14 protein-coding genes are annotated in these 14,600 nt (G+C 53.4%); 13 read left to right on the plus strand and 1 reads right to left on the minus strand.

Annotation, left to right across the window (positions count from 1 at the left end):
• The first annotated feature begins 7 nt into the window (after window positions 1–7).
• Window positions 8–391 carry a DUF4190 domain-containing protein gene (locus tag Q0L28_RS04380; RefSeq protein ID WP_296632144.1) on the plus strand — a complete coding sequence of 128 codons (384 nt, stop codon included), beginning with the start codon at window positions 8–10 and terminating at the stop codon, window positions 389–391.
• A 3-nt stretch (window positions 392–394) separates the two neighbouring features.
• On the opposite strand, the gene Q0L28_RS04385 is transcribed toward Q0L28_RS04380, so the two are convergent.
• Entirely contained in the window at window positions 395–1,597 is a 1,203-nt protein-coding gene (locus tag Q0L28_RS04385) for a methyltransferase (RefSeq protein WP_296632150.1), read from the minus strand.
• A gap of 98 nt (window positions 1,598–1,695) precedes the next feature.
• Here Q0L28_RS04385 and groES point away from each other — a divergent pair, with 98 nt between their 5' ends.
• From groES to purN, 12 genes are all read left to right on the plus strand, one after another.
• Complete coding sequence (groES, locus tag Q0L28_RS04390) at window positions 1,696–1,992, plus strand: co-chaperone GroES (RefSeq protein WP_296632152.1); 297 nt, start codon at window positions 1,696–1,698, stop codon at window positions 1,990–1,992.
• Window positions 1,993–2,075: 83 nt separating this feature from the next.
• Complete coding sequence (gene guaB, locus Q0L28_RS04395) at window positions 2,076–3,581, plus strand: IMP dehydrogenase (protein WP_296632155.1); 1,506 nt, start codon at window positions 2,076–2,078, stop codon at window positions 3,579–3,581.
• Between the two features lie 17 nt (window positions 3,582–3,598).
• Complete coding sequence (locus Q0L28_RS04400) at window positions 3,599–4,717, plus strand: GuaB3 family IMP dehydrogenase-related protein (protein WP_296632158.1); 1,119 nt, start codon at window positions 3,599–3,601, stop codon at window positions 4,715–4,717.
• A 4-nt stretch (window positions 4,718–4,721) separates the two neighbouring features.
• Entirely contained in the window at window positions 4,722–5,441 is a 720-nt protein-coding gene (locus tag Q0L28_RS04405; protein WP_296632161.1) for an SURF1 family cytochrome oxidase biogenesis protein, read from the plus strand.
• A 4-nt stretch (window positions 5,442–5,445) separates the two neighbouring features.
• Window positions 5,446–5,868 carry a DUF3817 domain-containing protein gene (locus Q0L28_RS04410; protein WP_296632164.1) on the plus strand — a complete coding sequence of 141 codons (423 nt, stop codon included), beginning with the start codon at window positions 5,446–5,448 and terminating at the stop codon, window positions 5,866–5,868.
• Window positions 5,865–7,442, plus strand: coding sequence for a glutamine-hydrolyzing GMP synthase (gene guaA / locus Q0L28_RS04415; RefSeq protein ID WP_296632166.1), 1,578 nt, complete (start codon window positions 5,865–5,867; stop codon window positions 7,440–7,442). The genes Q0L28_RS04410 and guaA overlap by 4 nt, the downstream gene beginning before the upstream one ends.
• A gap of 4 nt (window positions 7,443–7,446) precedes the next feature.
• Window positions 7,447–8,304: a glycerophosphodiester phosphodiesterase family protein gene (locus tag Q0L28_RS04420; RefSeq protein ID WP_296632169.1), complete on the plus strand. Its 858-nt coding sequence runs from the start codon at window positions 7,447–7,449 to the stop codon at window positions 8,302–8,304.
• Window positions 8,305–8,316: 12 nt separating this feature from the next.
• Entirely contained in the window at window positions 8,317–10,599 is a 2,283-nt protein-coding gene (locus tag Q0L28_RS04425) for an ATP-dependent helicase (RefSeq protein ID WP_296632171.1), read from the plus strand.
• Window positions 10,600–10,634: 35 nt separating this feature from the next.
• The gene (sucC, locus tag Q0L28_RS04430; protein WP_296632173.1) at window positions 10,635–11,792 is read left to right on the plus strand and encodes an ADP-forming succinate--CoA ligase subunit beta; all 1,158 of its coding nucleotides are present in this window, start codon (window positions 10,635–10,637) and stop codon (window positions 11,790–11,792) included.
• A gap of 24 nt (window positions 11,793–11,816) precedes the next feature.
• Window positions 11,817–12,704: a succinate--CoA ligase subunit alpha gene (gene sucD / locus Q0L28_RS04435; RefSeq protein WP_296632176.1), complete on the plus strand. Its 888-nt coding sequence runs from the start codon at window positions 11,817–11,819 to the stop codon at window positions 12,702–12,704.
• Between the two features lie 28 nt (window positions 12,705–12,732).
• Window positions 12,733–13,995 (plus strand): DUF6350 family protein, encoded by a 1,263-nt coding sequence (locus tag Q0L28_RS04440; RefSeq protein WP_296632178.1) that lies wholly within the window; start codon window positions 12,733–12,735, stop codon window positions 13,993–13,995.
• Between the two features lie 9 nt (window positions 13,996–14,004).
• Window positions 14,005–14,595 (plus strand): phosphoribosylglycinamide formyltransferase, encoded by a 591-nt coding sequence (gene purN / locus Q0L28_RS04445; protein WP_296632180.1) that lies wholly within the window; start codon window positions 14,005–14,007, stop codon window positions 14,593–14,595.
• The last annotated feature ends 5 nt before the right edge of the window (window positions 14,596–14,600 follow it).

Genomic DNA, 14,600 nt, shown 5'->3' on the forward strand with positions numbered 1-14,600 from the left:
CAGCCAAATGGCTAAAGAAGCAGCAGTAGTTGCTAAAGAGAAGTACGACTTCACAAAACTAAACACACTTTCAGTTGTGTCACTTGCAACCGCACTAACCGGCATTGGTGCCGCAGCTGCAATCATCACCGGTCACATTTCACTTTCACAGATCAAGCGTTCGGGCGAAAACGGTCGCCCATTGGCGCTTGTTGGTCTAGTGCTTGGTTACCTTTCAATCGCACTTTGGATTATTGGCGGCATCGCGATGGTTGTGATTCGCTTCTGGCTGTCGACACGAGGCTATGACCTTGGCAATTACGGTGGCGGCATGATGGGCAACCGCAATTTTGATTTCAATGACATGGGTCCAGGCATGATGTGGAACAACGGCACAGACGGCACCAACTAAAAATTATTTAAGCGGCTCGCAAATGAGCACGCGATGGGCGTCGCCCACTCTGGTAACAATCAGGGTGGCGGCGCCTTCGCCTTTTGGCGCCAATTCTTTGCGCAGCTCTTCAGGCACAATATCGCTGCCGCGTTTTTTAATCTCGAGTGTGCCAATGTTTCGTTCGCGCAAATAGGCTTTGAGTTTTTTGCGATCGAATGCCATTTCGTCAAGCAGTCGGTAGCTCTTGAGCCATGGCGAAACAATTTGCTCGGTTGAAGTTAAGTAGGCAATCTCGGGTGCAAAAATTGTGGCGCCAAGTTCAATCGCCAGGTTGCCCAGCAGGTGCGAGCGAATCACCGAGTTATCCGGTTCATAAATAAACGCACCGAGCTCACCAATTGGTGCATCAACGCGTTCGGTGGAATCGCTGGTTAATTCAAAGCGAGTGCCGTTGGCAATCAAAAGCGCCGATCGTTTGACCTCCGGGCGAGCAACAGCACCAAACCAAAGACCCAGCTCAACCAAGTCGCCGTCGAATGAAACCCACTGCGCCTCGGCATCATCGGGAATTCCCTCGTGCGGATGCCCTGGACCAAACTTTATGCCGGTTGGTTTGGTGCGCGCAGCTTCGAGCACAAAATCGAAACTCGGGCTGAACATGGCTGGGTCAAATTTGCGAATCGCTTTGGCGCGAGCCGGGCCATCAAGGTCGCGTCGAGCCGGGTCAAAAAACAACGCCTCAAACTGCGACAGGTCGAGTTCGGTCACATCGGCTTGGTCTACGGAGGCATTTTCAAATGCGGCCAGGTTATAGGTGGCCACTGCGGCGGTGAGCTCATCGATCTCGAAGGCACGCACTTCAAGCTCGAGGCTGGCCATAGCCATGGCTTCAGCGCCAATGCCACATCCGAGGTCGGTAACCTGCTTGAAGCCAGCTTGACGAAAACGATCAGCGTGCAGAGCAGCGGCGGTTAGGCGAGAGGCCTGCTCAAGGCCCGGTTCGGTGAAAAGCATGTGCTCGGCAAAGGGTCCAAATTTGGTGGCCCCACGTCGGCGCAACTTGGCCTGGCTCAGCACTGAGGCAACCAGACCGGGCGAGTGCCCCTCGGCACGCAACTGGCTCACCAGTCGAACCACATCGGCCTTGGCATCCAAAGGGCCAACCTTTGCCAGCAGCGCCTGGCCCTGGGGCGAGAGCAAGCCAACAAAGTCTTCGCGGTTCATACGGCAAGGTTACCCGCCCAAAAACCGAGTTAGCACTCGCCGTGCCAGAGTGCTAATATGGCCAGTACAAACCCGTTTTTACGAGAGAAAAGGTCAAGATGTCGGTTTCGATTAAGCCACTTGAAGATCGCATTGTTGTTCGCCCGGTTGAGGCTGAGCAGATCACAGCTTCTGGTCTGGTAATTCCAGACACTGCAAAAGAGAAGCCACAAGAAGCTGAAGTTATCGCTGTGGGCCCTGGCCGCGTTGACGACAAGGGTGTTCGCATCCCTGTTGACGTTGCTGTTGGCGACAAGGTGATTTTCTCAAAGTACGGCGGCACCGAGCTTAAGTACAACGGCGAAGAGTACCTAGTGCTCTCCGCTCGCGATGTGCTTGCAGTCGTGGTTCGATAATCACGAATCCCCATGAAAACCCTGACGCGAGTCGGGGTTTTCTGCTTTCTGGTCACTAAATTGCGAAGGGTAGAATTGACCCCATGACTTCTCACGACCCATTTGGCTTTGTCGGGCTCACTTATGACGACGTTCTCTTGCTTCCAGGTGAATCTGATGTTGTGCCTTCTGGCGTAAACACCAAGACCCGCATCACCAAGCGCATCGAAATCAATGTGCCCCTGCTTTCATCGGCTATGGATACCGTGACCGAAGCGCGCTTGGCCATCTCCATGGCTCGCCAGGGTGGCATTGGAATCTTGCACCGCAACCTGTCGCTTGAGCGACAGGCCAGCGAGGTTGACCTAGTCAAGCGCAGCGAAGCCGGAATGATTACCCACCCGGTAACCACAACCCCACTTGCAACTATCCAAGAGGTAGACGAACTTTGTGGCCGCTACCGTGTTTCAGGTTTGCCAGTGGTTGACGAAGACGATCGCCTAATCGGCATTGTTACCAACCGCGACATGCGCTTTGTGCTTGATGTGCAGCGCACCACAACTTTGGTTAAAGACGTCATGACTCCAATGCCGTTGATCACCGCACCGCACGACATTAACCCAGACGAAGCAATTGCTATTTTTGCGCAGCACCGTATTGAGAAGTTGCCTCTGATTGATGGCAACGGCAAGCTAAAGGGTCTAATCACCGTTAAAGATTTCGACAAGTCAGAGAAGTACCCACTTGCATCAAAGGATGCAAACGGTCGCTTGCTTGTTGGTGCAGCTGTTGGTGTTGGTCAAGACGCTTGGGAGCGTTCAATGGCCTTGATCGATGCAGGCGTTGACTTGCTAATCGTTGATACCGCACACGGTCACAACCGCGCAGTGCTAGAGATGATTGCAAAACTTAAGGCAGAACCATTCGCACGCAACATCGATGTAATCGGTGGCAACGTGGCAACTCGCGAAGGTGCACAGGCAATCATTGATGCCGGTGCCGATGGCGTAAAGGTTGGTGTTGGCCCTGGTTCAATTTGCACCACTCGCGTTGTTGCTGGTGTTGGCGTGCCACAGATCACCGCAGTTTATGAAGCTTCACTTGCCGGCAAGCCTGCGGGTGTTCCAATCATCGCCGATGGCGGTTTGCAATACTCGGGTGACATTGCCAAGGCTTTGGTTGCCGGTGCAAGCGCTGTGATGATTGGTTCGCTTCTTGCTGGAACCGATGAGGCTCCCGGCGACATCACTTTTGTTGGTGGCAAGCAATTCAAGACTTACCGCGGCATGGGTTCACTTGGTGCCATGCAGTCTCGCGGCCAAGCAAAGTCTTACTCAAAAGACCGCTACTTTCAGGATGACGTTTTGCGCGAAGACAAGTTGGTGCCAGAGGGCATCGAAGGTCGCGTGCCTTACCGTGGTTCAGTTGCTTCAGTAGTTCACCAGTTGGTTGGTGGCTTGCGCGCATCAATGGGTTACGTTGGTGCCGAGAATATTCCTGCGCTGCAGTCAAAGGGCAAGTTCGTTCGCATCACTGCGGCTGGCCTAAAAGAGAGCCACCCACACGACATTCAGATGACTGTCGAAGCGCCTAACTACGGAACCCGCTAAACCGCGGAGGGGAAACCATGACCGAAATTCAAATCGGCCGCGGCAAAAGCGGCAATCGCGCCTGGGCCTTCGACGACGTTGCAATTGTGCCGTCACGACGCACTCGCGACCCTAAGGATGTTTCTACCGCGTGGAAAATCGATGCGTATGAATTTGGTTTGCCGGTTTTGGCAGCGCCAATGGACTCAGCGGTTTCACCAGAGACTGCAGTTGCAATTGGAAAACTTGGTGGCCTTGGTGTTCTAGACCTTGAAGGTCTTTGGACTCGCTATGAAGACCCAACCATGCAACTAAACGAGATTGCTAAGTTACCTGCCGAGCAAGCCACCCGTCGCATGCAAGAAATTTATGCAGAGCCAATTAAGCAAGAACTGATTCGCGATCGCATTGCAGAGATTCGTGCAGCTGGCGTTACCGTTGCCGGTGCGCTGTCTCCGCAGCGTGCCGCCGAATTTAGCGACTGCGTAATCAAGGCTGGTGTCGATCTTTTTGTAATTCGTGGCACCACTGTTTCGGCAGAGCACGTTTCTAAAACTCACGAGCCACTGAACCTAAAAGAGTTCATCTACAAGCTTGATGTTCCAGTAATTGTTGGTGGCGCGGCAACCTACACCGCGGCACTGCACCTAATGCGCACTGGCGCTGCCGGCGTGCTCGTTGGTTTCGGTGGCGGTGCAGCATCAACCACCCGCAAGGTGCTTGGCATTCACGCGCCGATGGCAACCGCGGTTGCCGATGTTGCTGGTGCCCGCCGTGACTACATGGATGAATCTGGTGGTCGCTATGTTCACGTTATTGCCGATGGCGGATTGGGAACATCCGGAGACATCGTTAAGGCGATTGCTGTTGGTGCCGATGCCGTAATGCTGGGCACCGTTTTGGCTCGCGCCGAAGAAGCACCGGGTCAGGGCTGGCACTGGGGTCAAGAAGCGTTCAACAAAGAATTGCCTCGCGGTCACCGCGTGCACGTTGGCACTTCGGGCACGCTTGAGCAGATTCTCAACGGTCCTTCATCTTCAGCAGACGGCACCACAAACTTGATTGGTGCGTTGCGTCGTTCAATGGCAACCACCGGTTATTCAGACGTCAAAGAATTCCAACGCGTTGATGTAGTAGTCGCGCCTTACAACAGCTAATTTGATGCCAACCAAGGCGCCAACCTTCTTTGCTATCGCAAGACAGCCAAAGTGGATTGGTGCTTTGCTTTTGGCGCTGGCAGTCGCGGCAATTTTTGCTCTGCTTGGTCAATGGCAACTCGATCGAGCTTTCACTAAGAGCGCACCAACCGACACCGATATCAAAATCAGCACCGTGAACGTGATGATCGACAGCTCGCACGTATTTATTGCGGCCAACCGTTTGCAAGATGGCGAACAGGGTTATTGGTTACTTAGCAACTCGCGCGATGAAGCCGGCAAGAGTGTGACCCTGGCTCTGGGCTGGTCGCCAAGCTATGCAGAAGTGAAGGGCGAATATGACGCCCTCAAAGATTCAGTTTTGGTTCAAGCATTCATGCCCATGAAGGGCGTGTTCTTGCCATCCGAGGCACCAAAGCCACTCGACTCAAAGCAGCCTTACCTGCTGCAATCGGTCTCGCTGGCCCAGCTGGTGAACCTCTATTCACCGGATAAGCCGGTAGCCAGTCATCCGGAGTATTTGGCACTTTGCGGTTGCGATGAGGGCATGGCCTGGCCGCCGCTTCGCCCAATCAAGGTGAATTACGCACAGACCGACCCAATCAACTGGCTAAGCGCGTTCTACTTTTTGGAATGGACCGTTTTTGCCGGCTTCGCAGTGTTTATGTGGTGGCGCCTGGTGAAAGACCAGCTAATTCGCGACCAGCTTGAAACGGTAAACTAAACCAATGAATTCAGAGGTAATCGGCTCAGCGCTCAAGTTTTACAAGGTCACCTCTTATATCACCGGCACTTTCTTGATGCTCTTGGTGATCGAAATGATTATTCGATATGGCTTTGGCCTTGACCTTTGGCTTGCTGGCCCAAACGGGTTTTTCACTCTTGAAGAGCGCGGTCTTGATGGCATGGGTTTGCCAAACACCGGCCTAAACATTTCAACCGCAATTTTGATTGTGCACGGATGGCTTTATGTGGCCTACCTATTTGGTGACTTCAGACTCTGGACGCTAATGCGTTGGAGCTTTATGCGTTTCTTGATCATTGCCGCTGGTGGCGTGGTGCCAATGCTTTCATTCTTTACCGAACGCCACTTCAGCAAGATTGCTGAACAAGAGTTGGCGGAAGCCGCAACCAAGAAGGCAGGCAAATGACCAGCGCAACATCAACCAATGCCCGCCCAGTTTTGGTGGTCGACTTTGGCGCACAGTATGCACAGTTGATTGCACGTCGTGTGCGTGAGGCTTCGGTTTACAGCGAGATCGTGCACCACAACATCACCGCATCCGAAGTTGCGGCAAAGAACCCATTGGCAATCATTCTTTCCGGTGGCCCGTCATCGGTTTATGAGCAGGGTTCACCAAAACTTGACCCGGCAATTTTGCAGCTCGGTGTTCCGGTACTTGGCATTTGCTACGGTTTTCAAACTTTGGCCAACGCGCTTGGCGGCACTGTGGAGCCAACCGGCATTCGCGAATATGGCGCCACCGAACTAACCGTTAAAGCTGGCGGTGAAATTTTGGATGGCCAGCCGGCATCACAGATCTGCTGGATGTCACATGGTGACCAGGTAACCAAGGCTCCTGAAGGTTTCGAAGTTTTGGCAACCACCGAGATCACTCCAGTGGCAGCATTCGCTAACCACGAGAAAAAGATCTATGGCGTGCAGTGGCACCCAGAGGTTAAGCACTCTCAGTTTGGCCAAAATGTTTTGACCAACTTCTTGCACAACGCGGCAGGCATTCCTGCCGACTGGAACTCGGGCAACGTGATTGCCGAGCAAGTTGAAAAGATTCGTGCGCAGGTGGGCGACGCTCGTGTGATTTGTGGTTTGTCGGGTGGCGTTGACTCCGCTGTTGCAGCTGCATTGGTGCACAAGGCAGTTGGCGACCAATTGGTTTGCGTTTTTGTTAACCACGGATTGCTTCGCCAAGACGAAGCCGAGCAGGTAGAGCGTGACTACGTTGCAGCAACCGGCATCCGCTTGGTCACCGTGAACGTTGAAGAGAAGTTCTTGAATGCACTTGCTGGAGTAAGTGACCCAGAAACCAAGCGCAAGATTATTGGTCGCGAATTCATTCGCACCTTCGAAGAGGCGCAGGCTGCGCTTTATGAAGAGTCAAAGGCCGACGACCGCCCAATCAAGTTCTTGGTGCAGGGCACGCTTTACCCAGATGTTGTTGAATCTGGTGGTGGCGCAACCGCTGGCATCAAGAGCCACCACAACGTTGGTGGATTGCCAGATGACATTGAGTTTGAACTGGTTGAACCGTTGCGCACTTTGTTTAAGGATGAAGTTCGTGCGATTGGTGCCGAGCTTGGTTTGCCTGCCGAGATCGTTCAGCGCCAGCCATTCCCAGGACCAGGCCTTGGCATTCGCATTGTTGGCGAAATCACAAAAGATCGCCTAGACCTATTGCGCAAGGCAGATGCCATTGTGCGCGCCGAGCTGAGTGCCGCCGGCCTTGACGCTGAAATCTGGCAGTGCCCAGTTGTGTTGCTTGCCGATGTTCGTTCGGTTGGCGTGCAGGGCGATGGCCGCACCTATGGTCACCCAATCGTGTTGCGCCCGGTTTCATCCGAGGATGCAATGACCGCCGACTGGACCCGTGTGCCTTACGACGTGCTTGCCAAGATTTCAAACCGCATCACCAATGAGGTTGAAGGCGTAAACCGCGTAGTGCTTGATGTGACTTCAAAGCCGCCTGGCACTATCGAGTGGGAATAACGGAATGACATTAGTCTTTGGGCACCGCGGCGCTTCTGGCTACCGCCCAGAGAACACACTCGAAGCATTCGAGTTGGCATTTGCGCAAGGCAGCGATGCAATTGAGTGCGACTTGGTGCCAACCAAAGATGGCCAACTAATCATTCGTCACGACAACTATTTATCGACGACTACGGATGTTGCTTCGCGCCCAGAGTTTGCCGATCGCGCGCGCGAAGGTGTGGTTGGTTGGCAAGAGACTCGCGTTGATTGGTTCTGTGAAGACTTCACGCTTGCCGAGTTGAAGCAGCTTCGCGCCATTGAGCGCATGCCTGATTTGCGACCTGGCAGTGCAAAGTTTGATGGGCAATTTGAATTGCCATCGCTCACCGAACTTTTGACCGCAGATTTTGCACGCGGCAAGCACCTGATTCTTGAAGTCAAACACGGTGCTTATTTTGCAGCTCGCGGTTTGCCGGTGGCTGCAAGTTTGGCTCGCACCCTAAACGAAATCGATTGGCGCGAACGCGGCATCACGTTGACCCTTGAAAGTTTTGACTTTAAGGTTCTCGAGCAAATGCAACGAGTGTGTGGCGCAATTGGTGACTACGTATTTTTGGTTGACACCTGGAGTGATCCGCAGCTCGATCACACCGCGCAAGTTTTTGACGGCATTAGTTTTAACGCGGTTTTGGTTTGGGATAACGACATGGTGGCCGAGTGCCACGCACGCGGACTCAAGGTCTTTGTTTGGACCGCGCGCGTTGAAGAAGCCGAAAATACCGTTGAGGGATATCTGGCTCGATTTGTGCACACCGGGGCCGATGGAATTTTTGTTGACCAGCCGGATCTGCTGCGCGAACTTGTCGCAGGCTTGGCCTAGGCTTTCTTGGTTATGAGTGAGTTAGATCTTTTTTCAGCCAGCGATCGCCTGGTAGAGGGGCTTAACCCTCAGCAGCGCGCAGCGGTTGAATACCGAGGCCCAGCCCTATTGATTGTTGCCGGTGCTGGTTCGGGCAAGACCCGAGTGCTCACTCACCGCATTGCTCACCTGCTGGCCAACAAAGAAGCCTGGCCGTCACAAATTCTGGCAATCACCTTTACCAATAAGGCAGCCGCCGAAATGCGTGAGCGTGTGCGTGCCCTGCTGGGCGATGCCGCAGATGGCATGTGGCTGAAAACCTTCCACTCCGCCTGTGTGCTTATTTTGCGCCGCGAAAGCGATCGCCTAGGCCACGATTCAAACTTCACCATCTATGACTCGGGCGATAGCCGCGCCATTCTGAAGCGACTCATCAAAGAGACCGGCGCAGACATTCACAAGCTCACCCCGGCTGGTGTTGGTGCCGCAATTTCGAATGCCAAGAACGAGTTGGCCGATGCCGAAAGCTTTGCCCGCAACATTGATCAGAACGACCCGGCCGCTCGCGCAATCAGCGACATCTTTAGCCGCTATCAAGGTGAGCTGCGTCGCAATAATGCTTTCGACTTCGACGACCTTATCGGCGAGACCGTGCACCTGTTTCGTGCTTTCCCCGAAGTAGCTGCACAATATCACCACAAGTTCAAGCACATTTTGGTTGACGAATATCAAGACACCAACCATGCGCAGTACGCCCTGATTCGTGAACTGGCCAAAGATGCATCACTAACTGTGGTTGGTGACTCAGACCAGTCAATCTATGCATTCCGCGGTGCTGACATTCGCAACATCACCGAGTTTGAAAAAGACTTTCCAGGCGCCACCACAATTTTGCTTGAGCAGAACTATCGCTCGACACAAAACATTCTTTCTGCGGCAAACGCCGTTATTTCAAACAACTTTGATCGCCCTTCAAAAAACCTTTGGACTGCAGAAGGCGATGGCGAAAAGATTGTTGGTTACACCGGATACTCGGCACACGATGAAGCGCAATTTATTGCCGACGAAATCAACAAGCTTCACGGCCAAGCAATCGCTTATCGTGACATCGCGGTGATGTATCGCACCAACTCCCAGACGCGTGCACTTGAAGATATTTTCATTCGCTCGGCGCTGCCTTATCGAGTCGTCGGCGGCACAAAGTTTTATGAGCGTCAAGAAATCAAAGACGCCATGGCCTACTTGGTTACTATTGCAAACACTAGGGATGACCTTGCCACTCGCCGCATTCTGAATGTGCCTAAGCGCGGCATTGGCGACGCAAGCGAAACCCAAATTGCTGGCTTTGCGCAGCGCAATGATCTGTCGGTTCGTCAGGTGCTTTCGCACGTTGCAGAACTTGGCTTTGGCCCAAAGATCACGGGGGCAATCATCGCACTGGCTGCATTGCTTGACGAACTCGAAGCCATGATTGAGAGCCAGCCGGTTGACGTAATTTTGCGTGCCGTGCTTGAGCGCACCGGCTACATCGAAAGCCTGCGCAATTCTCGCGACCCGCAAGATGAAGCGCGCGTTGAAAACCTTGAGGAACTTGTTTCGGTGGCTCGTGAATTCCAACGCAATAATCCCGAGGGCCGTTTGCCTGACTTCTTGAATGAAGTGGCTCTGGTTGCCGCAGCTGACGAAATCGATGACGAATCGGGAACCGTCTCGCTCATGACCCTGCACACCGCCAAGGGTCTCGAATATGACGCAGTGTTCCTCACCGGCATCGAAGAGGGCTTGCTACCGCACCGCATGTCATTCATCACTCCGGGTGGCATGTCTGAAGAGCGTCGACTTTTCTACGTGGGCATCACCCGCGCTCGCAAATTCCTTTATCTGAGCCTGGCCATGATGCGCACCACCTTCGGCGACTCCGAAGCGGCTACGCCAAGTCGCTACCTGCAGGAAATCCCGGGTGAATTGATTGATTGGCGCGAATCTAGCGGCGGCCGTGGCCTGGCAACCAGCAGATACCGCAGTTCAATTGCCGAAGGCCTCGGATACGGCCAGGAGCGCGAGAGCTCGGGCGGTTATGGCGGCACCCCAAGTGCCAAGCCAAAGACCGAGTGGAAGGGCGCGATTAGCTCGGTGCGCAACAACGAAGGCTTGCAATTGGCTGTTGGTGACCACATCATGCATGCCGATTTTGGCAAGGGCAAGGTTATTGCCACCGCGGGTGAAGGTGCCCGTCAGACAGCAGAAATTCACTTTGGAAGTATCGGAATCAAGCGCTTACTGGTCAAAGTCGCTCCGATTGAAAAGGTAAACTAGACCCGTCTTCAACCTCATTTTGAACGGAAATCACAGTGGATTTATTTGAGTATCAGGCGCGCGACATGTTCGAGGCCTACGGCGTTCCAGTTCTGCAGGGCATCACAGCAGACACTCCAGAAGAGGTTGAGGCAGCAGCTGCCAAAATCGGTGGAGTTGTAGTTGTAAAGGCCCAGGTTAAAGCCGGTGGCCGCGGCAAGGCTGGCGGAGTAAAGGTGGCCAAGTCACCTGAAGAAGCCAAAGAGCTTTCAAAGAACATTTTTGGCCTAGACATCAAGGGTCACATTGTTAAGCGCGTAATGGTTGCCCAGGGTGCAGCCATCGACAAAGAGTTTTACTTCTCGGTTCTGCTAGACCGATCAAACCGCACCTTCCTTTCGCTTTGCAGCGTTGAGGGCGGCATGGAGATCGAGCAGCTAGCCGAAGAGCGCCCAGAAGCTTTGGCAAAGGTGCCAGTTTCGGCAACCAAGGGCATCAACCTAGAGACCGCTTTGAGCATCGCAAAGCAGGGTGGCTTCGATGACGAAACCGCAGCTAAGGTTGCTCCGGTTTTCGTAAAGCTTTACGACGTGTTCGTTAAAGAAGATGCAACTTTGGTTGAAGTTAACCCGTTGATTCTTAGCAAGGATGGCGACGTTATCGCACTAGACGGCAAGGTGTCTCTAGACGACAACGCCGAGTTCCGTCACGAGCGCGAATCAATGGAGCGCGACCAGCTTGACCCGCTAGAGGCGAAGGCCAAGGCAATGGATCTTAACTACGTGAAGCTTGACGGCGAAGTAGGCATCATCGGTAACGGTGCTGGTCTAGTTATGTCGACTCTTGACGTTGTGGCCTATGCCGGTGAAAAGCACGGTGGCGTGCGCCCAGCAAACTTCTTGGACATCGGTGGCGGTGCTTCTGCTGAGGTTATGGCCGCAGGTCTTGACGTAATTTTGAACGACCCACAGGTAAAGAGCGTTTTCGTAAACGTGTTCGGTGGAATCACCGCCTGTGACGCAGTTGCTAATGGAATTGTTGGCGCGCTAAAGACTCTTGGCGACACAGCAACCAAGCCACTTGTTGTTCGCCTAGATGGCAACAACGTTCTTGAGGGCCGCTACATTCTGAATGAGTTTGCCCACCCACTTGTAACCGTCGTAGACACCATGGATGAAGCAGCCGACAAAGCCGCCGAGTTCGCGAACCGCTAAGCCCCAGAAGGAACTTAAAAACAAATGGCTATTTTTCTAGACGAGAACTCGCGAATTATCGTTCAGGGCATGACCGGCTCTGAAGGCATGAAGCACACCCGCCGCATGCTGCTTGGCGGCTCAAACATTGTTGGTGGCGTGAACCCGCGCAAGGCCGGCGAAACCGTTGACGTTGAAGGCAAGCAGTTGCCAGTGTTCGGCACCGTTGCCGAGGCAATGAAGGCAACCGGCGCAAACGTAACCGTAATCTTTGTTCCACCTGCCTTTGCAAAAGCCGCGATGATCGAAGCGATTGATGCAGAGATTCCACTAGCGGTTGCAATCACCGAGGGCATTCCAGTGCACGACTCAGCTGAGGCTTGGGCATACAACGTAGACAAGGGTCTAAAGACTCGTCTGATTGGCCCTAACTGCCCGGGAATCATCTCTCCAGGAAAATCAAACGCAGGCATTACCCCAAGCGACATCACTGGTGCAGGCCCAATCGGTTTGGTTTCAAAGTCAGGAACCCTGACTTACCAAATGATGTTTGAGCTTCGCGACATTGGCATGTCGACTGCAATCGGAATCGGTGGTGACCCAGTTATCGGCACCACACACATCGATGCACTAGCCGCTTTCCAGGCAGACCCAGAGACCAAGGCAATCGTTTTGATTGGTGAAATCGGTGGCGACTCAGAAGAGAAGGCTGCTGACTACATCAAGGCAAACGTGACCAAGCCGGTTGTTGCCTATGTTGCAGGTTTCACCGCACCTGAGGGCAAGACCATGGGTCACGCGGGTGCGATTGTTTCGGGCTCAGCTGGCACAGCGCAAGCAAAGAAAGAAGCTTTCGAAGCTGCTGGCGTAAAGGTTGGCAAGACTCCAAGCGAAACTGCTGCGCTTATGCGCGAAGTTTTCAAAAACCTCTAAGCAATTCGTTTAGGGGGAGTGCTGCGCTTTGAATCGTCGACTCACGTTTCTAATTTCTGCATTTGAAACTCTAATCATTGCGGCAATTGGCGTAGGTCTGACTCTCGCTCCACTCACCATCGTTTGGTTATTTGAAAACGACGCAACCATTAATTGGCTGGTGCCGTTTCGTGCATCCGCCGACATCTGGTTGATGGCGCACGGCACTCGATTGATGATTCCAGCAGGCTCTTTGCTCGGCACTGATTTTCCGCAATTTGTAATCAGCATGATTCCGCTGGCGTTCTCGGCGCTGATTGCATTTATGGCATTTAAGTTGGGCCGACGACTCACCACTGCTAGCGATCTTTGGATTGGTTGGCTCGGCTCTGGCTTGGTTTACGCCGCAATTTCATTTTTGCTAAGCACTGCCGCCTACACAAAAGGCGTATATCCAATTAACTGGCAGGGCACTTTCTTTCCACCAGTCTTCTTTTTGTTTTTCGTGATTCTCGGTTCACTAATTGGCAAGCAGGTTGCCCTTGGTGACGCCATTGGCTTGCCAGAACCTCGCGAACGAATTGCCTTTAGAAATTTTCTCGGTCGCCGATTCGATAATTTGCACTGGGCGGTTCGCGCAACATTGATTCCAGCACTGCGCGCCGGCACCGCTGTAACCGCAATCTTGGTTGGAACCTCGGCGATTTTGGTGGCAGTGATGATGGCACTCAACTGGGTGCAAATGACTCGTCTCTATGAAGGCTTGCACGTAAGTGTGCTCGGCGGAATCATGGTGACCGTAGGTCAATTGGCAATTTTGCCGAACCTGATTATTTTTGGAGCCAGCTGGCTCACCGGAGTTGGCTTCTCAATTGGCACTGGCTCGCTAATTAGTCCGCTTGGCACCGTGGTTGCGCCATTACCCGCTCTGCCAATCACCGCAGCGTTGCCTCAGGGTGAAATGCAATTCGCATTGGCTGCCGTTTTGGTACCGATGGTTGGTGCGTTCATCGCCACGATTGCTATTCGCCGTCACGCCGATCAAATTCGCTTTGAATTCGCCAGCGCTTGGGGGGCAGCATTTAGTTTGGGCATCGCCATCGGTTTGGTGGCCGCGCTTCAAATCGGCATACTCGCGGGTTTGGCATCCGGGGGAATTGGCCCTGAACGACTGCAGCAAGTGGGAATCAACGCTGGGTTGCTAATGCTCGTGGTTTTTGCCGAGGTCACCCTGGTGGCCACCCTGGCTGCCTTCTATAGCGCGCGACCAGATAAGGCAGACCACCCGCTGCTGGCTGGCCGTCGCGGCTAAACTAGACCAATGCTGTCGGTCGTAGTTCTAATTTCAGGTTCAGGTTCAAACCTCAACGCACTTCTTGAGGCAACTGAAAACCCACTGTTTGGCGCCAAGATTGTGGCCGTAGGCAGCGATAACCCCGCCGATGGCCTTGCCCACGCAGAGCGCTTTGGGGTGCCAACTTTTGTAGTTTCACCTGGGTCATTTGACACCCGTGAAAACTGGGCAACCGTGCTGATGGCCAACATCAATCACTTCAAGCCAGACCTAATTGTGCTTGCCGGTTTCATGAGAATTTTGCCTAGCAATTTCGTTGGCGCTTATAGCCCGAACCTCATCAACACCCACCCCTCTTTGCTGCCACAGTTTCCTGGTGGGCATGCAGTGCGCGATGCGCTTTATGCGGGTGCCAAAACTACCGGAGTTACTATCCACATTGTTGACGAAGGTGTCGACACTGGGCCGCACATTGCCCAGCGCGAAGTTGAAGTGTTGCCAGACGACAACGAATTCGAACTGCACGAACGCATCAAGGTGCAAGAGCGTGAGCTTTTAATCAACACCGTTCGTGACATTGCGCAAAACAAAATCAATCTCGCTGCAATCAGCAAATAACAGAA

The organism is Rhodoluna sp., from assembly GCF_024639375.1.
Taxonomy (GTDB): Bacteria; Actinomycetota; Actinomycetes; order Actinomycetales; family Microbacteriaceae; genus Rhodoluna.